25 protein-coding genes are annotated in these 22761 nt (G+C 58.1%); 16 read left to right on the top strand and 9 right to left on the bottom strand.

The window, feature by feature from the left end; all coding sequences use genetic code 11:
• The first annotated feature begins 5 nt into the window (after positions 1-5).
• From KI611_RS12145 to KI611_RS12130, 4 genes are all read left to right on the top strand, one after another.
• Positions 6-659, top strand: a complete 654-nt coding sequence (locus KI611_RS12145) for a GTP-binding protein (protein ID WP_226415594.1) — start codon at positions 6-8, stop codon at positions 657-659.
• Positions 656-1858 (top strand): sensor histidine kinase, encoded by a 1203-nt coding sequence (locus KI611_RS12140; RefSeq protein WP_226415592.1) that lies wholly within the window; start codon positions 656-658, stop codon positions 1856-1858. The genes KI611_RS12145 and KI611_RS12140 overlap by 4 nt, the downstream gene beginning before the upstream one ends.
• Positions 1855-4095: an ATPase, T2SS/T4P/T4SS family gene (locus KI611_RS12135; protein WP_226415590.1), complete on the top strand. Its 2241-nt coding sequence runs from the start codon at positions 1855-1857 to the stop codon at positions 4093-4095. Before KI611_RS12140 ends, KI611_RS12135 begins: the two co-directional genes overlap by 4 nt.
• 110 nt (positions 4096-4205) lie before the next feature.
• Positions 4206-4625 carry an Hpt domain-containing protein gene (locus KI611_RS12130; RefSeq protein WP_226415576.1) on the top strand — a complete coding sequence of 140 codons (420 nt, stop codon included), beginning with the start codon at positions 4206-4208 and terminating at the stop codon, positions 4623-4625.
• 17 nt (positions 4626-4642) lie between these two features.
• On the opposite strand, the gene KI611_RS12125 is transcribed toward KI611_RS12130, so the two are convergent.
• From KI611_RS12125 to smpB, 5 genes are all read right to left on the bottom strand, one after another.
• Positions 4643-5278, bottom strand: coding sequence for a response regulator (locus KI611_RS12125; protein ID WP_226415574.1), 636 nt, complete (start codon positions 5276-5278; stop codon positions 4643-4645).
• 99 nt (positions 5279-5377) lie between these two features.
• Positions 5378-6469, bottom strand: a complete 1092-nt coding sequence (locus KI611_RS12120; RefSeq protein ID WP_226415560.1) for an MBL fold metallo-hydrolase — start codon at positions 6467-6469, stop codon at positions 5378-5380.
• Positions 6469-7113, bottom strand: coding sequence for a DsbA family oxidoreductase (locus KI611_RS12115; RefSeq protein ID WP_226415558.1), 645 nt, complete (start codon positions 7111-7113; stop codon positions 6469-6471). Before KI611_RS12115 ends, KI611_RS12120 begins: the two co-directional genes overlap by 1 nt.
• 65 nt (positions 7114-7178) lie before the next feature.
• Positions 7179-7799, bottom strand: coding sequence for a trimeric intracellular cation channel family protein (locus KI611_RS12110; RefSeq protein WP_226415556.1), 621 nt, complete (start codon positions 7797-7799; stop codon positions 7179-7181).
• Positions 7800-7806: 7 nt separating this feature from the next.
• Positions 7807-8256: an SsrA-binding protein SmpB gene (gene smpB / locus KI611_RS12105; RefSeq protein WP_226415554.1), complete on the bottom strand. Its 450-nt coding sequence runs from the start codon at positions 8254-8256 to the stop codon at positions 7807-7809.
• Positions 8257-8313: 57 nt separating this feature from the next.
• On the opposite strand from smpB, the gene KI611_RS12100 reads away from it, so the two are divergent.
• Positions 8314-8757: a type II toxin-antitoxin system RatA family toxin gene (locus KI611_RS12100; protein ID WP_226415551.1), complete on the top strand. Its 444-nt coding sequence runs from the start codon at positions 8314-8316 to the stop codon at positions 8755-8757.
• Entirely contained in the window at positions 8750-9076 is a 327-nt protein-coding gene (locus tag KI611_RS12095) for an RnfH family protein (RefSeq protein ID WP_226415549.1), read from the top strand. The genes KI611_RS12100 and KI611_RS12095 overlap by 8 nt, the downstream gene beginning before the upstream one ends.
• Before the next feature lie 16 nt (positions 9077-9092).
• On the opposite strand, the gene KI611_RS12090 is transcribed toward KI611_RS12095, so the two are convergent.
• Positions 9093-9638, bottom strand: coding sequence for a DUF4124 domain-containing protein (locus KI611_RS12090; RefSeq protein WP_226415547.1), 546 nt, complete (start codon positions 9636-9638; stop codon positions 9093-9095).
• Here KI611_RS12090 and guaB point away from each other — a divergent pair.
• From guaB to KI611_RS12055, 7 genes are all read left to right on the top strand, one after another.
• Positions 9638-11101 carry an IMP dehydrogenase gene (gene guaB / locus KI611_RS12085; RefSeq protein ID WP_226415544.1) on the top strand — a complete coding sequence of 488 codons (1464 nt, stop codon included), beginning with the start codon at positions 9638-9640 and terminating at the stop codon, positions 11099-11101. The genes KI611_RS12090 and guaB overlap by 1 nt on opposite strands.
• A 59-nt stretch (positions 11102-11160) precedes the next feature.
• Entirely contained in the window at positions 11161-12795 is a 1635-nt protein-coding gene (gene guaA, locus KI611_RS12080; protein WP_226415542.1) for a glutamine-hydrolyzing GMP synthase, read from the top strand.
• A gap of 338 nt (positions 12796-13133) precedes the next feature.
• On the top strand, positions 13134-14360 hold the full coding sequence (locus KI611_RS12075; RefSeq protein ID WP_226415518.1) for a tyrosine-type recombinase/integrase: 1227 nt from the start codon (positions 13134-13136) through the stop codon (positions 14358-14360).
• Positions 14361-14593: 233 nt separating this feature from the next.
• Entirely contained in the window at positions 14594-14857 is a 264-nt protein-coding gene (locus KI611_RS12070; RefSeq protein ID WP_226415515.1) for a helix-turn-helix domain-containing protein, read from the top strand.
• Positions 14858-15229: 372 nt separating this feature from the next.
• Complete coding sequence (locus KI611_RS22190) at positions 15230-15682, top strand: helix-turn-helix transcriptional regulator (RefSeq protein ID WP_226415512.1); 453 nt, start codon at positions 15230-15232, stop codon at positions 15680-15682.
• Positions 15616-15984, top strand: a complete 369-nt coding sequence (locus KI611_RS12060) for a hypothetical protein (protein WP_226419967.1) — start codon at positions 15616-15618, stop codon at positions 15982-15984. Before KI611_RS22190 ends, KI611_RS12060 begins: the two co-directional genes overlap by 67 nt.
• 141 nt (positions 15985-16125) lie before the next feature.
• The gene (locus tag KI611_RS12055) at positions 16126-17679 is read left to right on the top strand and encodes a Fic family protein (protein ID WP_226415509.1); all 1554 of its coding nucleotides are present in this window, start codon (positions 16126-16128) and stop codon (positions 17677-17679) included.
• Positions 17680-17863: 184 nt separating this feature from the next.
• Here KI611_RS12055 and KI611_RS12050 read toward each other — a convergent pair whose 3' ends face one another.
• Complete coding sequence (locus tag KI611_RS12050) at positions 17864-18967, bottom strand: hypothetical protein (RefSeq protein ID WP_226415504.1); 1104 nt, start codon at positions 18965-18967, stop codon at positions 17864-17866.
• A gap of 268 nt (positions 18968-19235) precedes the next feature.
• Positions 19236-19637: a 3'-5' exonuclease gene (locus tag KI611_RS12045; protein WP_226415501.1), complete on the bottom strand. Its 402-nt coding sequence runs from the start codon at positions 19635-19637 to the stop codon at positions 19236-19238.
• 358 nt (positions 19638-19995) lie between these two features.
• On the opposite strand from KI611_RS12045, the gene KI611_RS12040 reads away from it, so the two are divergent.
• The 3 genes from KI611_RS12040 (at position 19996) to KI611_RS12030 (ending at position 22034) form a co-directional block, all read left to right on the top strand.
• Positions 19996-20187 (top strand): hypothetical protein, encoded by a 192-nt coding sequence (locus tag KI611_RS12040; RefSeq protein ID WP_226415476.1) that lies wholly within the window; start codon positions 19996-19998, stop codon positions 20185-20187.
• A gap of 906 nt (positions 20188-21093) precedes the next feature.
• The gene (tadA, locus tag KI611_RS12035) at positions 21094-21555 is read left to right on the top strand and encodes a tRNA adenosine(34) deaminase TadA (protein WP_226415473.1); all 462 of its coding nucleotides are present in this window, start codon (positions 21094-21096) and stop codon (positions 21553-21555) included.
• Positions 21552-22034, top strand: coding sequence for a L,D-transpeptidase (locus KI611_RS12030; protein ID WP_226415453.1), 483 nt, complete (start codon positions 21552-21554; stop codon positions 22032-22034). The genes tadA and KI611_RS12030 overlap by 4 nt, the downstream gene beginning before the upstream one ends.
• On the opposite strand, the gene KI611_RS12025 is transcribed toward KI611_RS12030, so the two are convergent.
• Positions 22004-22753 (bottom strand): NRDE family protein, encoded by a 750-nt coding sequence (locus tag KI611_RS12025; protein WP_226415449.1) that lies wholly within the window; start codon positions 22751-22753, stop codon positions 22004-22006. The two genes, KI611_RS12030 and KI611_RS12025, sit on opposite strands and share 31 nt — an antisense overlap.
• Positions 22754-22761: the final 8 nt, after the last annotated feature.

The raw sequence follows: 22761 nt of genomic DNA, 5'->3' as shown, positions 1-22761 counted from the left end.
CTGAAATGCCGGATAGCGAAGCGGGACGGCTTTCCTTCAAACTGGTCTATTACGGGCCGGCGCAAAGCGGCAAGACGACCAATTTGCTGCGCCTGCACGACCAGCTTTCGCCGGAACTGAAAGGCGAAATGATGACTCTGGAAACGCAGGACGATCGCACCCTGTTCTTCGATCTGCTGCCGCTCGGCTTTCGCGCCCCTTCCGGGCTGCTCATCAAGTTTCGCCTGTTCACCGTTCCCGGCCAGGTGGCCCATGATGGAACGCGGAAAGCGGTGTTGTCGCGGGCCGATGGCGTGGTTTTCGTCGCCGACTCCGACCGGGCGCAAGAGACCAATAACGCCGAATCGTTCCAGACCCTGGCTGGGAACTGTTCGCGGGTCGGTCTCGATTTCGAACGTTTGCCGCTGGTCGTCCAGTTCAACAAACGCGATCTGCCGAGCGCGGTGCCCGAGGCGGAAATCCGTGAACGCTGGTCGGCTGCGCCGTGGCCGCTGGTGTTTGCCTCGGCGCTGCGCGGTGAGGGGGTCGCGGCAAGTTTCGAGGCCTTGCTGCGCTCGACCTATCGCCGCTTCAATGAAAGCTGCGAGCTGGCCAGCCGCCACGTACTTGATGAAGACGCCCTGGTCGCCGGCGCTTTCGGGAAGTCAGCTGGTCGATGAACAGCAACTTCGATCGCGAATGGCGAATTGAGGAACTGCTTGATCAAGGCATGATGCAACGCGTCGGCCCGGCGCTGAACGTCTTGCTCGGCGGCGATGCGGCGATTGTCGACGCGGATGGTCACGTCCTGTGGGGAATTGCCGTCGCCGAAGCCCGGCGTGAACCGCTGGTTCTCGAACTTGAACCGGTCGCCTATCTGGCCAGTCAATCGGCCGATCAGAAGGCACTGGCCGGTGCCCGGACATTGCTCGAACTACTGCTGCGCACTCAGGTGCGCTACAAGATGGCTTCCAACCTGCACCTTGAGGCGGTGGCCGAGGATTTTGAGAGCCTGCGCCTCGAGCATGCCCGTTTGCAGGAATCCGAGGCGCGTTACAAGGCGCTGTCCGGCGAACTCGAAGCCCGCGTCAGGGCCCAGGTGCTCCAGCTGGAAGAGCGTCAGCAGATGCTCTACTCGGCCGAAAAGCTGGCTTCGGTCGGCCAGTTGGCGGCCGGTGTGGCGCATGAGGTGAATAATCCGCTCGGCTTCGTGCGCAGCAATCTGGCGACCTTCCAGCATTACCTCGGCCAATTTGGCGGTCTCAAGGCGCGCCTGGGCGAGGGCGAGGTTGCCTGGCAGGCACTCGATCTCGATTTCGTCCTTGAAGACGGTGGCGATTTGCTGGCCGAAAGCCTCAAAGGCATCGACCGCATTGCCAAGATCGTCAGCGAGTTGAAGAGTTTTTCCAATGTCGACCGTGCCAGTGAGGAATTCCTCGATCTCAACGACTGCTTGCGGCAAGCCGCCAGCGTCATCGAAGGGCAACTGCCGCCGGGCGTCAGCCTGCGCCTGGAGCTGTTGCCCTTGCCCGGCCTGGTTTGCCTGCCGGGCCATATCAACCAGATGTTGCTCGGTCTTTTGCGCAATGCCGGACAGGCAATTTCCGAAGCCGGTCGCCCCGGCGAAATTGGCGTTTCCAGCGCGGCCGACGAGCAAGGGATCACCATCCACATTCGCGATAACGGTGTCGGCATGACGGCCGAGCAGTTGGCCCGCGCTTTCGAGCCGTTCTATACGACGCGGCCGGTCGGCGCCGGGGCCGGGCTCGGTTTGACGACCGCCCGCAACATCGTCCTGGCTCATAGCGGCCGTATCGATCTGGTCAGCTATCGTGATGTCGGGACGACCGTAACGCTGTTTTTTCCCCTGCCCAAATGACCGATTACAGTTCGCTCTTCACCGGCAAATCGGCGGCGCCGCAAGCCCCGGCCAGCCACCTGACGCCGCCGCGCTACCGCCTGCTTTTTGTCGACGACGAGCCGGGTATCCTCAAGGCCTTGATTCGGGTCTTCCGCCAGGAAAACTACGAGGTGGTAACCGCCGGTAGCGGCGGTGAAGCGCTTGATCGTTTGGCCGAGGCACCGACGCATCTGGTGATCAGCGATTTCATGATGCCGGTGATGACCGGCGCGGAGTTCCTGAGCGAAGTGAAACGGCGCTCGCCGGACACGATCCGCATCATGCTGACCGGCCATGCCAATACCGATGCGGTGATGGGGGCGATCAACGAGGGGGCGGTCTATAAATTCATCCTGAAACCGTGGAACGACGACGATCTGCGCGTCACCGTCGCCCTGGCCCTGGAGCAATCCGACCTGATCGCCCGCAATCGGGTACTGAAGAGCGAAAACGACAAGAAAACGAAGGAGATTTCAGCCCTCTCCAAACTGGCGGCAACGCATCGCAGCCGGCTCGGCATCACCTTGCACAAGAAGGGTTTGCTGTCGTCGGCCCAGTTGCAGGAACTGACCATGTTGCAGGAGCGTCGCAAGGAACCGCTGATCAGCCTGCTTCTGGAAAAGGACTGGATAGCTGAGCGGCGCATTCGAGAGGTTCTCAAGACAGATCTGCTGATCGAAGAGGTTCAACTGCCGGAGTTTCGTATCGATGCCGTGCTGGTCGACCTGATTCCGCACAGCTTCTGCGCTCGGCAACTGGTGGTTCCGCTCAAGCTCGACGGCAAGCGCCTGTTGCTGGCGATGGCCGATCCGCTCGACGAAGGTTTGATCGACGAGGTGCGCTTTACTGCCGGGCTGGATATCAAGGTGGTCAGCGCCGATGTTGCGGCGATCAGGAAGAAGATCGACGAGCTGTACAGTGGCGGCAGCTCGCTCGACTTCAAGGACATGGAAACCCTGGTGTCCGGCCCCGACCCGTACGAGGGCATCGAGATCGTCATCGAGGACGAGGGTGTCGCGGCACTGGAAGACCTGCTCCGCGATACCGAGGCGCCACCGGCCATTCGGCTGGCCAACGCGATCATTATCGAAGCCATCCGCCTCGGCGCATCCGATATCCACATTCAGCCGCGCACCAGCAGCGTGGTGGTCCGTTATCGCATCGATGGCGTGCTGGCCGACAAGATCCATATTCCGAATCATCTGTACCCATCCCTCGTCTCGCGCCTGAAGATCATGTCGGAGCTCGATATTTCGGAGCGGCGGCGGCCGCAGGACGGGCGCATCACGGTCAAGACGCCGATGCGCATGGTCGATCTGCGGATCTCGACGCTGCCGACGATCAATGGCGAAAAAGTGGTGATGCGTATTCTCGATCGCAATTCCGCCGTGCACAGCCTGGAAAATCTCGGCTTTCCGGAGAGCGAACTGGCGCGCATTCGCGATATGGTCGCCCGGCCGCAGGGCATCATTCTCGCCACAGGGCCGACCGGCAGTGGCAAGACGACGACCTTGTATTCGCTCGTGCAGCACAATGCGACGCCGGAGAAAAATTACGTCACCATCGAAGATCCCGTCGAGTACTACCTTGATATGGCCGGTCAGGTCCTGGTTCGCGAGAAAATCGGCCTGACCTTTCCCACCATCCTGCGCGCCTTGCTTCGCCAGGATCCGGATGTCATTCTGCTTGGCGAGATTCGCGATTTCGATACCGCCGAGGTCGCTTTTCACGCCGCGCTGACCGGCCATCTGGTCTATTCGACGCTGCACACCAATTCGGCCGTGGCCACCATTGCCCGGCTGTTCGATCTCGGTCTCAAACCCTTTGTCGTAGCCACCGCGCTCGAGGGCATCTTCGCCCAGCGTCTGGTGCGCCGCATCTGCCAGGCTTGCCGTGAACCGGCGACGGCGGTAAACGAGCTTTGTCAGCGTCTCGGGCCGCAGTTCAATCCGGCACTGCCGGCCTATCGCGGCAAGGGTTGCCCGGAGTGCAATGGTGCCGGCTACAAGGGCCGGGTCGGCCTCTATGAAATCCTGACCTTCGACGATGAATTGCGCGATCGCATCGGCAGTGGCGCGAGCATCCTTGAAATTCGTAAACTGGTGCGCCAGAAGGGCCTGCGCAGCATGGCCTGGCATGCGGCAGAACTGGTTGCCGCCGGGCAGACGACATTGGAAGAAATATTGCGCGTGCTCGGGCCGCAATCGGGAGCGTAGAAGGCGAAGGCCTCTATCGGGGAGGCTGCGCCCTAGGGTAAGACCCTGTTCACTAGGCAGTCAGCGGGTTTTAAGCTATGACCAAACAGAAAAGAAATAAGGGTCAGGCTATGAATAACAAAAACAATGTACAAACGGAGGGAAGTTGTTGCAGTCTTGATTACCTGTTGAACAATCTGGGGCGTAATGAGGCTGCGGCAAAGAGGCTGGCGAGCCTCTTTGTTGAACATTTTCCCAATCTCGTCCAACGACTCGACGAGTCGGTCAAGGCACCAGACCTGCATGCCTTGCAGCAAGCGGTGCACGACATTCGCGGCAACTGCGTACTGTTTTCGGCCCACGAGTGTCTCGAGCATGCGCGTCGCATAGAAACCGGCTTGCATGATTATTTCGCCGACAACCTGCGCGGCGAAACCGCTATCGATTGGTTCGCCGAGGCGCTTGCGCTGCGTCAGTCTCTGGAGAGAATGGTCGGCGAACTGAAGGGTTTTCTCGACGAAGACCAGGCGTCAGCCGGAAAAATGCCCTGAGTAGTGCCGCCGGGCGCTCAGGAAACGATGCCGGCCTGGATGGCGAAGCGAGTCAGGGCGGTCACATCATGAACGTTCAGTTTTCCCATTAACTGCGCTCGATGAAATTCGACGGTTTTGGGGCTGATCCCGAGTTCGCGGGCAATTTCCTTGGTGGTCCTGCCGGAGGCCACCAGGCGGAGAATTTCGGTTTGCCTGGCAGTTAGGCCGGCGGTATGTCCACTTTCTCCATCGAGATGATGCTGATCCAATGTTTGCTGGATTTTCGGCGATAGAAAACGTTTGCCGTCCATCACTGCGGTGAGGGCCTGGTGGAGTTCGCCAAGGATGAAATCCTTCAGCAAATAGCCATTGACGCCCGCCGCAAGCGCCTGTTCGACCGATTCGTGGCGGTCGATGCTGGAAAGAATCAGGATTTTGATCTTCGGGTCGCTTTGGCGAATGGCTTTGCTGACCTCGATTCCGGAAAGGAACGGCATGGCGATGTCGAGCAAGGCGATATCTGGTTGTTGTCGGCGGATCTGGTCTATGGCTTCCAGGCCATCGGCACATTCGGCATCAACCTGGTAATCGGGCAATGCTTCAAGCAGCGCCCGGATGCCGGCACGGACCAGTAACTGGTCGTCAGCGAGGACAATATGTATTTTTTTCATGCAACTCGGGAGGATATGCGAAAACGCCAAATGTCTGTCGAAGTGATTGGTCTGGGCAAATTTCCCTTCCTGTCGTCTACAAGCAGTAAAGCATGATTTTCAGTTGGTCGTCAGCCCCCGTGTTTCACCGTGTTTGAATAACCACATGCGATTGGCTGCCAGTCCATGTTGCTGCAATGCGATGGCCAAGTCCTTGGGCGGCTGGTCGAAAGCTTCCTGCGTCAGTTCGAAGGTGCCCCAATGGACACCGAGCGCCTGCCGGGCATCGAGGTCGAGCATGATCTTCACCGCATCGTCGGGGTTGGCGTGTTGCGGCGCCATGAAGTCGCGCGGCAGGTAGGCGCCGACCGGGACGGCGAGAAAATCGATCGGCCCCAGCCGCCGGCGGATTTCCTTGAAGTCCTGCGAGTAACCGGTATCGCCGGTGTAGAGAAAACGCCATGGCGTGGTGCCCGGTCGCTCAATGGCGAAGCCGCCCCACAGCGTGGTATTGGTGTCAAAGGGCGTGCGCTTGCTCCAGTGCTGGGCCGGCGTGAAGTGAATCCGGAGCTTGCCTTCCTGGCGGTTATCCCACCAGTCCATCTCGCTCACCTTGGTAATGCCCAGGTCGTCGAACCAGCTTTTCAGGCCAAGCGGCACCAGGAATCTGGGTTTCTGCCCGGCGGCGAGCAGCGCCTGGATGGTCGCCTTGTCGAGATGGTCGTAATGGTTGTGCGAGATCAGGACCAGATCGATGGGCGGCAGTTGCGCCGGCAGGATTGGGGCTGGCACTCGACGGGCCGCCGAAAGAAAGGGGTAGGGGCCGGCGTGGCCGGAAAGTTGAGGGTCGATCAGAATGTTTTGCCCGTCGATCTGCAAGAGCAGTGAAGCGTGGCCCAGCCACGTGATGCGGGGCTGCTCGGCCGGTGCGGACAGGCGTTCGATGTCGAGCGGCATGCGCCAGTCGGCGATGAATTTTTCGTAGCCACCGGCCGGTGGCTGGGTCGGCTGGAAATCGCCGCGTAGCCGCCGCAGCAATATCTCATACCAGGGAAAAGTGCCGATCTGTTGCGTCGGGTCGCTATTGACGAAGCCGTCCGGACGATGGTGTGCCTTGCGCGCATCGTAGTGTGGATTGATCACCGAGCAGGCGGTGCCGAGAGCCATTGTGCTCAGCGCCAGAAGAACCTTCTTCAGCCAAGCTGGGTGCATCAGCGAGCATCAAGTGATTGCAGCATGGCCGTCGCCAGAACCGTCGGATCTTCAGCCCCGACGATGATCTGTTCGCCGTCGAGGATGAAGCTTGGCACCATGCGGATCCCCATGGCCCGGATCCGCTGTGCGTCTTCACTGACGGTATCGCTGTCTTCGTTCGAATAGAGATAAGCTTCGAGCTCGTTGGCCGGGTAGCCGCAGTCCACCGCAATCTTGATCAAGGTGACGCGGTCGCCGACATGTTCGCCCCGCTGGAACTGGGCTACGAACAGCCGTTCGATCAAGGCGTCGGCATTGCCGCGTTGCTGGGCCCAGTAAAGCAGGCGATGGGCCTGCAGCGTATTGGCCCGCAATTCGATTCTTTCGAAGGCGTAATCGATGTCATAGGCGCGGCCAGCAGCCCGGACGCGCTCGAACAGCGCCTCGACCGGCGCCCGTCCACCAAATTTTTGTTCGAGGAAAGGCAGGTATGGCTCGCCTTCCGGGGGCGTATCCGGATTGAGGAAAAAGGGGCGCCAGCGCGTTTCGTAGCTGAATTCCGGCACGTTCCGGCGAACCATGGCAATTGCTGTTTCAAGGCGGCGTTTGCCGATGAAGCACCACGGGCAGACGATGTCGGCAACGATGTCGATTTTGATCATGGAGTCCAGGCAAAGGGCGGAGAAGGTTGTAGAGACTGAATCCGGCGGCAATCGTTCCGGCTATTTCAAGGCGTGCGTTGTGGTCGGAAAGCCGGCAGGGTGATGTGGTAGTGCATGGCCAGCAGACGGAGCATCAGCACGATGCCCATGGCCAGCCAGCTCGCCGTGACCGAGGGCAGGCCGCTTTCCTGCAGGGCGATCAGCGCCAGCGCCCCAACCCAGGCGGCGGTGGCATAAAGCTCGCCCTTGAGAAAAACCAGGGGTACGTCGTTGCATAGAATATCCCGCAGCACGCCGCCGACGATGCCGGTGATCACGCCCATCAGACTGGCGACCAGCCAGGGTGCATGCCACTGCAACGAAACCTGGGTGCCGACGATGGTGAACAGCGCCAGGCCGATCGCGTCGGGAATCAGAAACAGGCGCGGCGGAAGAGGCAGCGAGCGGGCGATGAAGAAAGTCGCGAGGCCGGTCCCGAGGGCGGCAATCAGGTAAGTCTGATCGACTACCCAGAAAACGTTGCGGTCAAGGAGCAGATCGCGAATCGTGCCGCCGCCAAGCGCCGTCGCAATGCCGACGAGAAGCGCGCCGATCAGGTCCATCTGTTTTCGGCTGGAGTCGAGGACGCCAGTCAGCGCGCTGACCGCAACGGCCGCCATGCCAACCCAGTAGAGCAAGGCGTCCATGCTCACCTTAGCGGTTATGTTCCTTCATGGCGCGGGCCGCCTCACGCTTGCCGGATTTTTCCTGCTCATCCAGGCGTTTGTCGTACTGCTTCTTGCCCTTGGCCAGGCCAACCTCAAGTTTGATCCGGCCGCGAGTGAAGTGCAGATCGATCGGCACCAGCGCGTAACCGGCACGTTCCACCTTACCGATCAGTTTCATGATCTCCTTGCCATGCAGGAGCAGCTTGCGGGTGCGGACCGGGTCGTGGGCGTTATGGCTCGAGGCGGTGGTCAGCGGGGAGATGTGCATGCCGATCAGGAAAATCTCGCCACTCTTGATAATGACGTAGGATTCCTTGATATTCATCCGGCCGGCACGAATGGCCTTGACCTCCCAACCCTGGAGGGCAATACCGGCCTCAAACTTCTCTTCGACGGAGAAGTCGTGAAAGGCTTTTTTGTTAACCGTGATGCTCATGCCGCGAGTGATCCATTAAAATCGTCATTTTACAGGATACAGGACTGCAGCCGACGCATGGCCCAGGTTGAAAAAACAGTATTGATCGAGCAGTCCGCCCAGCGCATGTTTGAACTAGTCGATCGCTGCGAGGATTACCCCGCATTTCTGCCCTGGTGCAGCCAGACCGAGGTCAAGTTCCGCGATGCCGCGAAAACGGTCGCAACGCTGCATATCAATTACCACTCGGTTAAATCAGCTTTCACCACGGAAAACGACAAGGAATATCCGACGCTGATGAAAATCCGCCTGGTTGATGGCCCGTTTCGCCGGTTGGAGGGTTCTTGGCACTTTCGGGCCCTGGCCGAAAATGCCTGCAAGATCGAGTTCAGGCTGCATTACGAGTTTTCCAGCAAGCTGTTCGAGAAGGTCATCGGGCCTGTGTTCAATCACATTGCCAGTACCTTTGTTGATGCCTTTGTGCGCCGCGCGGCGCAGGTTTACGGAGCCAGCCATGGCTGAATTAATGACAATCGAGGTTTGCTACGCCCTGTCAACAAAACAGGAGCTGGTCAGTGTCAAGCTGCCCGCCGGGGCGACCCTGGCGCAGGCTCTTGAAGCGTCGGGGCTGTTACAGAAATACCCGGAAATCGATCTGAAAAAAAACAAATTCGGTATTTACGCCAAGCTGTCCAAGGCGGATGCGCTGTTGCGCGACCGCGATCGCGTTGAAATCTACCGGCCGCTCATCGCCGATCCGAAGGAAGTCCGCAAGCAGCGTGCTGCCGAAGGCAAGGTCATGAAAAAGGGCGCCGGTGATACCGACGCCCCCGAGGCCTGATTCCCGGGTATCCCGCCTACTTGCAGGATTCCGTGATGAACTGCCGGGCGCGCTCCATTTCCTGATTGCGCTGGTTGCTATCCATCCGCTGGGCTTCGCCTTTCTCATCCAGGGTAGCCATCGGCTGGTCGGCTTCTAGGGCTGCGAGGTTGCGGCGGGCACGTTCGCAGTTGTCCCTCTTGTCGGCAGCGGCTTTCTGTTCCTTGGCGTCTTTCTCGGTTTTTTCCCTGGCTTCCTGCTGGCGTTTCTTGAAATCCAGGTCTTTTTCAGCCGTCGATTTCGGTGCCTCGGCTGCTTTTTCCACCTGTTTTTCCTCTTTGGCAAAAGCCGGTTGCCGTCCGCCGATGGCGCGTGCTTCCTTGGCTGCCACGCCCGGCGGCGGGGTGTCGGAAATCACGGTGCGGCCGCTGCTGTCCTTCCACTGGTAGGTTTGGGCATGAGCCGTGACGAATGCGGTAGTCAGCGTGATTCCGAGGGTAAAAATGAGAGCGGTTTTCATGGTTATCGGGCTTTTTGAAGGTTTTCTGTATAATACGATTTTGTGACCTTGGATTAAAGGCAATGCGACTTTTGCAAAAAGCCCTTACCTTCGACGACGTTCTGCTCGTCCCCGCCCACTCCCAGATTTTGCCCCGCGATGTCAACCTGTCGACCCGGCTGACCCGCAACATTACTCTGAACTTGCCGCTGCTATCTGCCGCCATGGATACCGTGACGGAAGGCCGTCTCGCCATCGCCCTGGCGCAGGAAGGTGGCATCGGTATCGTCCACAAGAACCTGTCGCCCAAGGCCCAGGCGGCCGAAGTGGCGAAGGTCAAGCGATTCGAATCCGGCATCCTGCGCGATCCGATTACTGTGTCGCCGCTGATGACGGTGCGCGATGTGATCGAAATTACTCGTCAGCACAAGATTTCCGGCCTGCCGGTAATCGACAAGGCGGGCAAGGTGGTTGGTATCGTGACCAATCGCGACCTGCGCTTTGAAACCAATCTCGACCAGCAGGTCCGGTTGATCATGACGCCGCGCAAGCGCCTGGTTACCGTAAGCGAGGAAGCCAGCGTCGAGGATGCCAAGGAACTGATCCGCAAGCACCGCCTGGAGCGCGTGCTGGTTATCGACGATGAATACCATCTGCGTGGCCTGATTACCGTCAAGGATATTCTCAAATCGACCGAGCATCCGTTGGCGAACAAGGATCTCACCGGCCGCTTGCGTGCCGGTGCGGCGGTTGGCGTCGGTGCCGGTACCGAGGAACGCGTTGAGTTGCTTGCTGAGGCCGGCGTCGATGTCATCGTCGTCGATACGGCACATGGTCATTCGCAAGGCGTGCTCGACCGCGTGAACTGGGTCAAGAAGAATTTTCCGCAGATCGAAGTCATCGGCGGCAATATTGCGACGGCCGACGCGGCGCGGGCGCTGCTCGATCAGGGCGCCGATGGCGTCAAGGTCGGTATCGGTCCTGGCTCCATTTGTACGACGCGTATCGTGGCCGGTGTCGGGGTGCCGCAAATCACCGCCATCCAGAACGTTTCCGAAGCGCTCAAGGGGACCGGTGTGCCGATGATCGCCGACGGCGGCATTCGTTACTCGGGCGATATCGCCAAGGCGATCGCTGCTGGTGCCGATACGGTGATGTTGGGCGGTCTGTTTGCCGGTACTGAAGAGGCGCCGGGCGAAGTTGAATTGTTCCAGGGGCGTTCCTACAAGTCCTATCGCGGCATGGGCTCCCTGGGCGCGATGCAGGCCGGTTCCTCCGATCGCTACTTCCAGGAAACCACTTCGAACGTGGACAAGTTCGTGCCGGAAGGTATCGAAGGTCGTGTGCCGTACAAGGGCTCGGTGCTCGCCGTCATTCACCAGTTGATGGGTGGTCTGCGCTCCTCGATGGGTTATCTCGGCAGTCCGACGATCGCGCACATGCATGACAACGCCTGCTTCGTCGAGATCACCTCGGCCGGCATCCGTGAGTCTCACGTCCACGACGTGCAGATCACCAAGGAAGCGCCGAACTACCATCTCGACTGATCGTTCCCGTGTCCCAAAGGGCGGCTCCGGTAGCCGCCTTTTTCATTGAAGGTTTTGCAATGGCTCACCAGAAAATCCTCATTCTCGATTTTGGCTCCCAGGTCACCCAGCTGATCGCCCGCCGCGTGCGGGAGGCCAAGGTCTTCTGCGAAATCCACCCCTACGACGTTTCGGACGACTTCATCCGCAACTATGGCGCCAAGGGCATCATTCTGTCCGGCGGGCCGAGTTCGGTGACGGACGGCGATACGCCGCGCGCTCCGGAGGCTGTCTTCCAGCTGGGCGTGCCGGTACTGGGTATCTGTTACGGTATGCAAACGATGGCGCAGCAATTGGGCGGCCAGGTAATGACCGCCGAAGCGGCCGGTAAGGCCCGTGAATTCGGTTACTCCGAGGTTCGTGCCCACGGCCACACCGCCTTGTTGAAAGACATTGCCGATTTCACGACGGCCGAAGGCCACGGCATGCTGAAAGTCTGGATGAGCCACGGCGACTCCGTCATGGAACTGCCGCCCGGCTTCAAGACCATGGCGTCGACGCCGTCCTGCCCGATTGCCGGGATGGCCGACGAAGACCGCAAGTTCTACGCCGTGCAGTTCCATCCGGAAGTGACGCATACCGTGCAGGGCCGCGCCATTCTCGAAAGCTTCGTGCATGGCATCTGCGGCTGCGGCACCGACTGGGTGATGGGCGACTACATTGCCGAAGCCGTTGCCTCGATCCGCGCTCAGGTCGGCACCGATGAGGTCATCCTCGGCCTGTCCGGCGGCGTCGATTCGAGCGTTGCCGCAGCGCTTATCCATCGCGCCATCGGCGATCAGCTGACCTGCGTTTTTGTCGATCACGGCCTGCTCCGCCTCAACGAAGGCGACATGGTGATGGACATGTTTGCCCGCAACCTCGGGGTCAAGGTCATTCGCGTCGATGCGGTCGACGACTTCATGGGCAAGCTGGCCGGTGTTTCCGATCCGGAAGCCAAGCGCAAGATCATCGGCAAGGAGTTCGTCGAGGTCTTTCAGGCCGAGTCGAAGAAGCTTCCGTCGGCCAAATGGCTGGCCCAGGGCACTATCTACCCCGACGTGATCGAGTCGGCCGGCAAGAACAAGAAGGGCGCCCACACCATCAAGAGCCACCACAATGTCGGTGGCCTGCCGGAAGACATGCACCTCAAGCTGCTCGAGCCGCTGCGCGAGCTGTTCAAGGACGAAGTCCGCGAACTGGGGGTGGCTCTCGGCCTGCCGCGCGAGATGGTCTATCGCCATCCGTTCCCGGGGCCGGGGCTGGGCGTGCGCATCCTTGGTGAAGTCACGCTGAAGGCGGCGCATCTGCTGCAGCGCGCCGATGCGATTTTCATCGACGAATTGCGCGCCACCGTGGCTACCGAGCGCGACGTGGCGGCCGGCGCCTGTACCGAAGCCGATCTCGGCAAGACCTGGTACGACCTGACCAGTCAGGCGTTTGCCGTCTTCCTGCCGGTCAAGAGCGTTGGCGTGATGGGTGATGGCCGCACCTATGAAAACGTCGTCGCGCTGCGGGCCGTGGTGACTAGCGACTTCATGACCGCTCACTGGGCTCACCTGCCGTACGAACTGCTCGGTCGCGTTTCCAATCGCATCATTAACGAAGTTCGCGGCCTGAACCGGGTCGTCTATGACGTCTCGGGCAAACCGCCGGCGACGATCGAGTGGGAGTAGGAATTAGTTGTTTTTCTATATAAATCAATGCCTTGCATAAATACGCAAAGATAATTCACTGGCAATTGAGTCCTCATAAGCTGTTGATTTAAATTGTTTTCTTATCTGAGGCTCTTACGCTTCAGGCGTTGCCAGGCGACGAATTTGACGGTATCGCTGACGGTACGAATGAGTTCTTTGCGCTAGGCCGCGTTGAGGCAGGGTTTGGCTGTCACAGAAATACCGTCTGTGACGGTAGAAATGGATTCCTGAAGCTAGGTTTCATGAAGGTTCGCGGGCATCTGTATGCCTCTTGATTGGTGACGGCAATTTGCCGTCTCGATCAGGAGAAAAATTAGATGCTCACAGACCTTGCCCTTCGAAACCTCAAGCCTCGCGCGACCCTTTACAAAGTTGCTGACCGCGATGGCATGTACGTGGCCATTCTGCCGACGGGTTCCATTTCCTTCAGGTACGACTACCGTATCAATGGCCAGCGCGAGACGCTGATCATTGGTCGCTACGGTTTTGGCGGCATCTCGCTCGCCGCGGCGCGGGAAAAGTTGTTGGATGCCAGGCAATTGGTGCGCGACGGCATTTCACCAGCCCTGCAGAAGCGGCGAGAGAAGGCTCGCGGTCCTGAAACCAAGACTTTCAGTGACCATGCGATCCAGTGGCTTTACGGGGCCACCATGGCTGATTCGACGCGGTCGATGCGTAAGAGCGTGTTGGACCGCGACATCCTGCCGATCTTCAGCAAACGCCTTTTGAGAGAGGTTCGTGTAGAGGATCTGCGCGCACTGTGCATGCGTGTGAAAGAGCGAGGGGCTCCAGCGACGGCGATTCATGTTCGGGACATCGTCAAGCAGATCTATGGTTACGCTAACCTGCACGGGGAGAAGGTGAGCAATCCTGCCGACGAACTTGGTCCAGGATCCATCGCTACGTTCGTGCCCAAAGATCGGGTGCTATCTCAGCTGGAAATCCAGTTGATGCATCAGCAGTTGGATCGTGTACCGACCTATCCTGCCATTCGGCTCGCGTTGCGTTTGATCCTGCTGACGCTGGTGCGCAAGAGCGAACTGATTGAGGCGACTTGGAACGAGGTTGATTTCGAGGCGGCCGTATGGACTATCCCGAAGGCTCGCATGAAAGGGAGGAGGGCGCACAATGTGTACCTCTCTTCCCAGGCGCTCGACATCATGATCGCACTGCGCACATGCGCCGCCGGATCAAGGTATGTATTGCCCTCGCGCTACGACGCGGATCGATGCATGTCGAAGGCCACGCTGAACCGTGTCACGCAGCTAATCGCAGAACGGGCGAAGGAGGCAGGATTGCCGTTGGAGCCATTCACCGTCCATGATTTGAGGCGAACGGGCTCCACGTTGCTCAACGAAGCTGGTTTCAATGGTGACTGGATCGAAAAGTGCCTTGCGCACGAAAGCGGACGGTCTTCGCGGTCGATCTACAACAAGGCAGAGTATGCTGAGCCGCGCCGTCACATGCTCGAAGAGTGGGCGAACATGGTCGGTGCATGGGCGGCCAGCGAAACGTACACGCCCATGCTGACTGTGCACCCATGACGGCAGTTTCGGTTTGGGCAAAAAAGTCTTGCGGGGATGATTCCCAAGGAGCGGATGAAAGCTAGTCAGCTTCACAAGGTCAAATCCGTGAATTTGGGGCAAGCACATAGTGCGCTGTGTTGTGAGCTGGGAAAGTGAGGGCTCCTGATTTATCGGATTGCTCACTTGAATTATTGTGTCCCAAGGGCCACATTAATGGCAATTCGATGCTATTTGGATGCCCGAGGGCTACAGTGACAACACTTTCTGATGTTGCCGAGATGATCAAGAGTGCTCGCCGCGAAGTGCGGCTGAGTCAGGGGGAACTCGCCCAGCGGGCAGGTGTTTCGCGTACAACCGTGGCGCGCATGGAAACCCTGGCCAAAGGCGACATGAGCGTGTCCGCGCTGGTACGCCTGCTCGAAGTTTCCGGCTACGACTTGAAGCTGGTGAAGCGGGGGCATGTGCGCACGCTCGAGGACATTCTGGCCGAGCAGCGCCAAGGTGACCTGCCATGAAGCTCGACGTCCAGTTCAGTGGTAAGACCATTGCCCGGCTCTACCAAGTAGTCTAGCCGGCGCGTATGGTAAGGGTGGAAATTCCACGGCCCCGGTTTGAATCTTTCACATGCCGCCTCTTAGTGTCCGAAATATATCTACAATTTTCGGACATTTCTTCTTGCTAAGTGTGGAGTCCCGTTAAGACCTTGTTCGCCGGTTTGCAGGGCTAGGAAAATATCTGAACCGAGGGCCGCAAGGTTGGGCAAGTGGTCTTGCTCAGTGAAGATCTGAAGCGCCGTTTTGCACATATGAGTCGAGCTTGATCTGTGTTGGCCAAATTTGGTGAGTACATTCACCATTTTTCAGTGTTTTGGTTAAAATTTTGATCAAATGAGCACTTCAGAAATCAGCGCTATTCTGGAACGCCAGTTATTGCTTCAACCGGGCGACCGGCTTACGCGCCTGCGGAAAGCACTGGGAGTTGGCACGGTCGAAATGGCGGCGCGCGCGGGGATCACTCGCAATACCCTGCGAGCAGTCGAAGCCGGTGATCCTGCACCATCTATCGGAACCTACCTTCGCATCATGTCTGTCTTGGTCTTGGGCCTCAGTGGCGAACTGGCTCTACTCGCTGGAGATACCCTGCAACCGCCGCCGGCAGGTTCTGCTGCAGCACGGGCCCGGCGTGCAGCGCCGGTCGTGCAGGTGCGTGTTTCAACGGACAATAAAAACATCAGCTTCAGGACCTGCAAAGTCTGGCGCTCCACGAAGAAGCTGTGCGGCTTGCCAAGGCCAACCCGGCGCTGGTGCAGCTGGCCCTGGATGCCGCCAAGCGTTGGCTGAGCACCGGCGATTCTCGTTCCACAAGCCTATGGCGGGAGTGGCAGGCTAGCCTGGAGGCCGGTTCATGGCGCAAAGCGCTTGGCCGCACGTGGCATGCCCAGCAACTTAGGCAGGCTTCACCGCTCGTCACCGTTCTTCCCGAAGAGGTACGCCAGCGCATCTTGAAGGATGTGAGAGACCTCAATAAAGGGGTCGTGATCGACGGTATGGATATCTACCCACTCCAAGCTCCCGAAGTCGAAGACCCTGCTGTGGATATTCAGGTCATTTCTGCCCGTCCTTTGAAGAAGATTGGAGGGTGAGTTAATTTGCTTCATAATCGCTTTTGAGCAACGATCATCGAATTAAATTGATTTGACGCAGCCTTAACCTAGTCGATGCCAACTCTTTGCTTACGTCGTCGTTTTTGAGCAAATGAAAGCTGTATTCCTTGGAGAGGTTGCATGACCGGACTACCGACACAACTGATTGGTTCTGCCTGGCTGGCGCAGACCTACGGAGTGACGCTGCTGGGGAGGCCGCCTGTGGTCAGTCAGATTGGGGGGCGGCGCGCGACCCAAGTCGACAACGGCTTCCGTTCGGAGGTCTATACGGAGGCCATGCGGCCAGCTGTGGAGCCGGCGGCACACCTACAGTTTCACCTTCGGCACGAGGTACCCCATCTGGAATTCCTCGCTCGCCTCTTCGAGCGAAGCGGTCCGGATTTCGTTCAAGCCTGGGTCATGGCCGAACCGACCGGGCAGTATGCCCGTCGGGCCGCCTTCCTGTACGAGTGGCTAACGGGAGAGACGCTGGCGGTGCCGGAGCGCCTGGGGGGTAATTACATTGATGCCATTGACGACGCCAAACTGGTGGCGGCATCGCCCGACCGGGTCGTCAAAGTGCAGCGCTGGCGGGTGAATGACAACCTGCCGGGTGCTCGGAGTTTTTGCCCCATGGTGGTCAAGACCGATGCGGTGAATCGGGCTGCCAGTCTGGACATTCCGCGCCTGTTTGGGGAACTGGCCGCCGAGTTTGGCGAAGACCTGTTAATGCGGGCAGCAGTCTGGATGACGCTGCGGGAGAGCAAAGCAAGCTTTGCCATCGAAGGTGAAGCCGATCGGGCAGGGCGGGTGCAGCGTTTTGCGGATGTGATGGCGCGGCGCACCGGTCAGGGAGATTTACCGTTCAGCGATGCCGCGCTGGCCGAGTTGCAGCGGGAAATCCTGGGTGATCGGACAACGATTACCCATTTCGGGATGCGCCGGTCTCCCGTGTTCGTCGGCGAGACGGTGCGCTACCAGGAGGTCGTGCACTACGTGGCGCCACCAGCTGACGAGATCGCCGCGATGCTGGACGGGCTGCAGACATTCCTCGAAAGAACGCAAGGTCAGTCGTCCACGATGCGTAGCGCAGTCGCTGCATTCGGCTTTGTCTACATCCACCCGCTGGCCGATGGAAATGGCCGTGTGCATCGGTTCCTGGTCAACGACGTCTTGCGTCGTGATGGCGTGATCCCGGAGCCTGTGATTCTGCCAGTATCCGCCGTCATCACGGACGATGCCGGGGAGCGGCGCGGCTATGACCGGGTGCTGGATGAGGTGTCCAAGCCCCTGATACAGGCCGTGCGAGAGCTGATCGTGTTCGAGCCAGTGCGGACTTCCTACCAGGATGGCGTGGTGTCGAATTTCGCCTTCCACGGTGCCGAACAGGCCAGGCCGCTGTGGCGTTATCCCGATCTGGGGCCTCATGTGGTGTTCCTGTCCAACATCATCGGGCGGACACTGACCGAACAGATGCGCGAAGAGTCTCGTTACCTGCGCAGTCATGCACGGGCACGCGCTGCACTCAAGGAAGTGGTCGAGATGCCGGATCAACAAGCGGATAGGGTGCTGCGCTCGCTAGAGCAGAACCGTGGCGAACTCAGCAAGGTGCTTGCCAGGGAAATGCCAGTGTTGCAAAAGCCCGGTGTGTGGGCGGAAATCGTCGAAGCTGTCACCCAAGCGTTTCAGGACTAAGTAGGATAAATCGGGACAAGGCTACGTTGCGGCAGCGGCTAGGCGAGGTGATGGGATGATGAGAGGCGATGTTCTGCACCTTGGTGGCTATTTTGGCAGGAGGAATTCGTGTCGCAGGCTCCTAAACCTGCGGTAATGGCTGCAATGATTAAATGCTCAAAGTGCAAATTACAGCATCGCTAGACTAGGTATGTCTATCAAGCAGGGAGTTCAACGCTTCCAGGCTGTTAGCAAATTCATAAAACGAAAAATAATGACCTTGTCGAGACAAGGCGACCAGACTTGAAATCCATCGGTCGATCACAGCAAATGACCCCGAATAGGACAAGGCATAAATTAATAATTCACGATCAAAAAAATCATTGGGTGAGTTCTTTCGCGTGATGTCCAAGCCACTAATGGTTTGTACTTCAACAAGGGCAGCGAGCGCAGGGGTAAAGCGAAGCAGGTGTTCAATAGCGCTTCCATACCGTCGACTCCTGGGCAGTGCGTCGATCTTCGACGTTATTCGGAGCCGCTCCGATATCGTCATGTCGGCCTGCATCTTTTTAAGACGAGGAAGAACATGTTCTCTGGCAATAAATTCGGTTTCGATGCGGCGGGCCAGGTCTACGGAATTGCCAGCCAACTCTCGGCGTTGTCTGGACGTAGACAAGGGGTCGTACTTTGACGACAAGGGAGGGCTGGACTTGTCGCCTAGCCACTTCGCCAAGGTTGTGAGTCTCATCGATGAGACTGATTGATGGAGATGAGCATTTCCTTGCTGCGTTAGTGACATCTTGGCTTTGGTTAGTCGGTAGCCCGGAGCGAGATAGCTCAATAAGGGACCGAAGCGTTGATTCAGAGAGAGCGGTTTGAAATTTCCCGTTATTAAATAGCTCAGAAAGGATTCAATTTCACTATCGAAGATCTGTTCGTGCGAGCGAAAAGTCACGTTTTCACTCAATTCTTCCATGAGTTCAGCCATGCGTGTCAGGGACGCTCCTGTCTGTTTGCGCAACTCCCATATGGTTGGAGGGGCAAGCGGACAGATGATTTTTTCTGCATCTTTAAGACGTATTAGTCTGTCTGCGATCCGAGCGGCCAGTTCATCGTTCCTGTCCGCCAGACGAATCCAGACGCTGGTATCCAAAAGAAGAATGTGTCGGCGTGAGAGCGTGGCGACAAGGTGGGGGTCAAGTTCGAATGCGTGGTCGTACTGTTCACTATCAATAGCTAGTTCAAACCGAGGTAATGATGAGGTCGATACATTTGGTATTGGGCTTCTCTGGGGAGGTTCGATATCCATGGCTTTGATTGTTAGCCGTTGCAAGTGCTGATCCCGTTCGTAGGTGGATGGCGGTTGGTGTTGATGCTACCCATGTGATGCAATTTCACTAAATATCGAGAAATGGTGTGGCATAACTTAGGAATTCGGCATGAGGCGTTCTGTTTTCCTGCCACCGGCGGGGATTGGATGGTGGAGTGTCTCGGCGCTCGCATACCGTCAATATCAACCTTCTTTTGGCACGCGAGATGCCGACAAAATAAGCGCAACGCTCGGCATCTTCTTCTCCCTAGAAGGTTTGGTTCTCGACACCGAGAACGATGACAGAATCGAATTCGAGTCCTTTACTCTTGTGAATGGTCAGAAGGCGGCCTGCCTGATCGTTGGAGAAATGCGCCAGAGCCTTAAGCAAATCAGGTTCCAACTTCAGCAATTCGTCGTTGTGACTTTTGGTGTCATTGACGATTTCTTTGAGCCGCGCTCGCGACTCGTAATCCGGTGAAAGCGCAGACAGGGTCTCGATCTCGACCTTGTTCAGAAATGACCGGACGAAGTCCCATAAGCCCGTAAACGAATCTCCCAGAGCTGTGGCCAAAGCAGCATTTCTTCGTTGGTCAGCAATTAAGCGATGGAAATCCTGCCGGATGCCAGACTGTATATCTTCGTCGGCGAAAGGAGTGATCCGCGCCATCGACCGGATCCAGGCATTGGGTTCAGGCTGTCCATAGAGGCAAGACAGATAATCGACGACCAGACTGGCGGCTGGGGATTTGGCGCGACACTCTGGATACGGGGAGTGCGAACATGGTGTTCCTCTTTAGAAATGAATGGGAACACCCGTCCCTGGCGCGGAACTTGGTTCGCCCGGGCAGCCTATGTCAGATAGTAAAAGGCGCGAAGATGCTTGCGGCAGTGGCCGCTCGGACCAGCATGGAAAAATCGGTGTGAATTTGGCTGACCAGCCCAATGGCTCTGTAAGTAACCCTTGAAACGCGATATGCACATGAGATTCTCAATTCGTGTCGTTATTGAATTGAAAGGAATCAATCATGTTAAAGACGTGGAATGTGATTTGTGAAGGTCGCCATATCGGTACCGTGCAGGAAGAAAATGAGGTGCTTGCAAGGTGTGCGGCGCTCTCCAAATTTGGCGTGTCCGAAGAGGAGTTCGCGGAAATGGAGTCGCATGAGAGGAGCTTCAGTATCCCTCCCTGGGCGGATTTCGATGTCGTTCTGGCCTGATGGTGCATCAGCTTAAATTACTAGCGCTGTGTTGGGGCGATCTTGGTTGGCAGGCTGTGCAAGATGGCTCGCAGATGAGCGACCAGTGCCCAGTGCCTATTCTTCTGTGGCAAATCGAGGTGCTCGATTGATATCTGGCTAGAGTGACATGCCACCTATTCCGCTGGTATTTCAGACTGACTGAAACAGTATGGGCCTGAATACTAGCGCTTGAGGTTGTTCGGTTACGTGGGCGAATGGAATCGCTAAGGCTCAATCCTTCGGGACGTCCAGGTTCATTTGAGGCCTTAATAATTCCTCCTAGCCTAGAACTCCCTAAGTGGAGTGACACTGATGGGCGGTTGTTGGTGTAGGTCATGGCACAACGAACATGGAGCGTGCGCATGTGGACTAGTGCAGGTCGACGGGTCGAGCGAATCGCTCGCACGTTACGCTGAGGTGTTACCAGAATAGGATCTGGGGGCACGAAGGCGAATCGGGGTTACCGCATTCTGTGGCTTCGGTACTATCATGATGTTCATCGCCTTTCCCGAGAGCGGCGGTGCATTCATGCTCGACCATCCTATCATCAAGCTTTTCTGCTAGGGTGATTTGTCTGTATGCGAAATGGATTTAAGGCATAACATCCATGCGAGGTCGAGAGGTGCTCCGTCGCATCGCGGTAGTAGATATCGAACGAAGCTGTGGCATCATTTGATGCGTGGGGCATAGGTAAGTGCGCGTGGTTCATACGATATCTGAGATATTCACCATCTAGGCGTATCATGTTGTGCCACTTTGGCTCACTGGTTTTGACGGTATCTCTGACGGTATGAAGGATTTTATGGATCGCTGCACCATAGGAAACACAAGCTCATGGCGGTCCAATGAATAATCGAGTGGGGAATAACCACGGAAAACGTCGTCGTGCTCGGCGATGAGTTCTTCATGCGCGAAGCCATGTCGCTGGCGCGCGCTGCCGAGTGTCTGGGCGAAGTGCCTGTCGGGGCCGTCGTGGTGCAAAACGGCGTGATCGTCGGTCGCGGCTTCAATTCGCCGATCGGCGAGAGCGACCCGACGGCGCACGCCGAAATTGCCGCTTTGCGCGATGCGGCACGGGTGTTGGGCAACTACCGACTGCCGGGGTGCGAGCTTTTCGTTACCCTGGAGCCCTGTGCGATGTGCGCCGGGGCCATCATGCATGCCCGGATTAGCCGCGTCATCTATGGTGCCCGTGATCCGAAAACCGGCGTGCATGGCAGTGTTGTCGACCTGTTTGGCGTCGAGCGTCTGAATCACCATGCCACCGTCGATGGCGGTGTGCTGGCCGATGAATGCAGCCAGATGCTGTCGCAGTTCTTTGCCGGCCGGCGCAAGAAAACACAATGAAACTGCTCGTTTCGGTGGCGCGCCAGATGCTGACCGTGTTCGACGATCACGGAGTCGTTCTCCGCGAGTACCCGGTTTCCACGGCCAAGGCCGGCGTCGGTGAAATTTCCGGCAGTTACCAGACGCCGCGTGGCCGCCATCTGATTCGGGCCAAAATCGGCGCCGGGCAGCCGGAAAACACCGTTTTTGTTCGTCGCCGTCCGACCGGCGAGCTATGGACGCCGGAACTTGCCGCGCAGTTCCCCGGCCGGGACTGGATACTGACCCGCATACTCTGGCTCTCCGGTTGCGAGTCGGGGCGCAATCGCCTTGGCTGCGTCGATACCATGCGCCGCTATGTCTATATTCACGGCAGCCCCGATGCCGTCGAGATGGGCTCTCCCGGGTCGCATGGCTGTATTCGCATGCGCAATGCCGATATTGTCGAACTGTTCGACAGTGTGCCGTGCTATAGCGAAGTGGAAATCACCGAAGACTGAAGTGCCTGGCCGTTGGGGCCGAAGCTTTGCTCGTGCAACCGGACCGTGCCGTCCGAATGCTGCCAGGCAAGCGTCGAGGCGCGCGTTCCGTAGCTTTCCGATTTGACGAAAACGGCAGACAGTAGCCGTTCCCATTCGAGCGGAACGCCGGTCTTTGGCAGGTCGGCATCGGCGACGATGGTTTGATCGCCCAGCAGGGCAAAGAAACCGGCTTCGTCGGGCAACTGCTGGAGCGCCGTAGCAAACTGTCGGCGAGCCTGGAGTAACTTGGGCCAAGGGCTGTCCAGCAGATGATTCGACAACCCGTAAATGCCTGGCGGTAGAGCACGCGGCTGACCGTCGCGGTTCGAACAATAGATCAATTCTTCGCCATCGCTGAGCAGTAGATTGAAGCCGGAATAGCGGCTGCCATCGACCCGGTTGGCGTAGTCGCCGGCAGGAGATGCCGAAAGCAGGAAATTCCGCGTCAATTCGCCGCGCGAGTGCGCGCCTTTCGCCATGGCCGGTTCGCGGACATTGGTCACCGCCGCAAAACGTCCGGTCGTACTGATGCCCAGCCAGGTGCCGCCGGCTTCAAGATCGATGCCGCCGATGACGTTGGGGACATCAGGCCAGCGCGCGGCGTCTGCCGTTGGCCGGGCGTAATACTCGTCGCGGTTGGCGGCAACCACCAGTGGATAATCGGGGTGGCTACGCCAGCCGACGACGATCAGGCACATTTTTGCCG

This window comes from Dechloromonas denitrificans (assembly GCF_020510685.1).
GTDB classification, from domain to species: domain Bacteria; phylum Pseudomonadota; class Gammaproteobacteria; order Burkholderiales; family Rhodocyclaceae; genus Azonexus; species Azonexus denitrificans_A.
The sequence above is the reverse complement of the archived record's forward strand: the minus strand, read 5'-3'. Positions and strand labels throughout refer to the sequence as shown.

Excerpts from the sequence above, each read along its gene's own strand:
- KI611_RS12145 (WP_226415594.1), top strand. The coding sequence starts at position 6 with ATGCCGGATAGCGAAGCGGGACGGCTTTCCTTCAAACTGGTCTATTAC.
- KI611_RS12140 (WP_226415592.1), top strand. The coding sequence starts at position 656 with ATGAACAGCAACTTCGATCGCGAATGGCGAATTGAGGAACTGCTTGAT.
- KI611_RS12135 (WP_226415590.1), top strand. The coding sequence starts at position 1,855 with ATGACCGATTACAGTTCGCTCTTCACCGGCAAATCGGCGGCGCCGCAA.
- KI611_RS12130 (WP_226415576.1), top strand. The coding sequence starts at position 4,206 with ATGAATAACAAAAACAATGTACAAACGGAGGGAAGTTGTTGCAGTCTT.
- KI611_RS12125 (WP_226415574.1), bottom strand. The coding sequence starts at position 5,278 with ATGAAAAAAATACATATTGTCCTCGCTGACGACCAGTTACTGGTCCGT.
- KI611_RS12120 (WP_226415560.1), bottom strand. The coding sequence starts at position 6,469 with ATGCACCCAGCTTGGCTGAAGAAGGTTCTTCTGGCGCTGAGCACAATG.
- KI611_RS12115 (WP_226415558.1), bottom strand. The coding sequence starts at position 7,113 with ATGATCAAAATCGACATCGTTGCCGACATCGTCTGCCCGTGGTGCTTC.
- KI611_RS12110 (WP_226415556.1), bottom strand. The coding sequence starts at position 7,799 with ATGGACGCCTTGCTCTACTGGGTTGGCATGGCGGCCGTTGCGGTCAGC.
- smpB (WP_226415554.1), bottom strand. The coding sequence starts at position 8,256 with ATGAGCATCACGGTTAACAAAAAAGCCTTTCACGACTTCTCCGTCGAA.
- KI611_RS12100 (WP_226415551.1), top strand. The coding sequence starts at position 8,314 with ATGGCCCAGGTTGAAAAAACAGTATTGATCGAGCAGTCCGCCCAGCGC.
- KI611_RS12095 (WP_226415549.1), top strand. The coding sequence starts at position 8,750 with ATGGCTGAATTAATGACAATCGAGGTTTGCTACGCCCTGTCAACAAAA.
- guaB (WP_226415544.1), top strand. The coding sequence starts at position 9,638 with ATGCGACTTTTGCAAAAAGCCCTTACCTTCGACGACGTTCTGCTCGTC.
- guaA (WP_226415542.1), top strand. The coding sequence starts at position 11,161 with ATGGCTCACCAGAAAATCCTCATTCTCGATTTTGGCTCCCAGGTCACC.
- KI611_RS12075 (WP_226415518.1), top strand. The coding sequence starts at position 13,134 with ATGCTCACAGACCTTGCCCTTCGAAACCTCAAGCCTCGCGCGACCCTT.
- KI611_RS22190 (WP_226415512.1), top strand. The coding sequence starts at position 15,230 with ATGAGCACTTCAGAAATCAGCGCTATTCTGGAACGCCAGTTATTGCTT.
- KI611_RS12055 (WP_226415509.1), top strand. The coding sequence starts at position 16,126 with ATGACCGGACTACCGACACAACTGATTGGTTCTGCCTGGCTGGCGCAG.
- KI611_RS12050 (WP_226415504.1), bottom strand. The coding sequence starts at position 18,967 with ATGGATATCGAACCTCCCCAGAGAAGCCCAATACCAAATGTATCGACC.
- KI611_RS12045 (WP_226415501.1), bottom strand. The coding sequence starts at position 19,637 with ATGGCGCGGATCACTCCTTTCGCCGACGAAGATATACAGTCTGGCATC.
- KI611_RS12040 (WP_226415476.1), top strand. The coding sequence starts at position 19,996 with ATGTTAAAGACGTGGAATGTGATTTGTGAAGGTCGCCATATCGGTACC.
- KI611_RS12030 (WP_226415453.1), top strand. The coding sequence starts at position 21,552 with ATGAAACTGCTCGTTTCGGTGGCGCGCCAGATGCTGACCGTGTTCGAC.
- KI611_RS12025 (WP_226415449.1), bottom strand. The coding sequence starts at position 22,753 with ATGTGCCTGATCGTCGTCGGCTGGCGTAGCCACCCCGATTATCCACTG.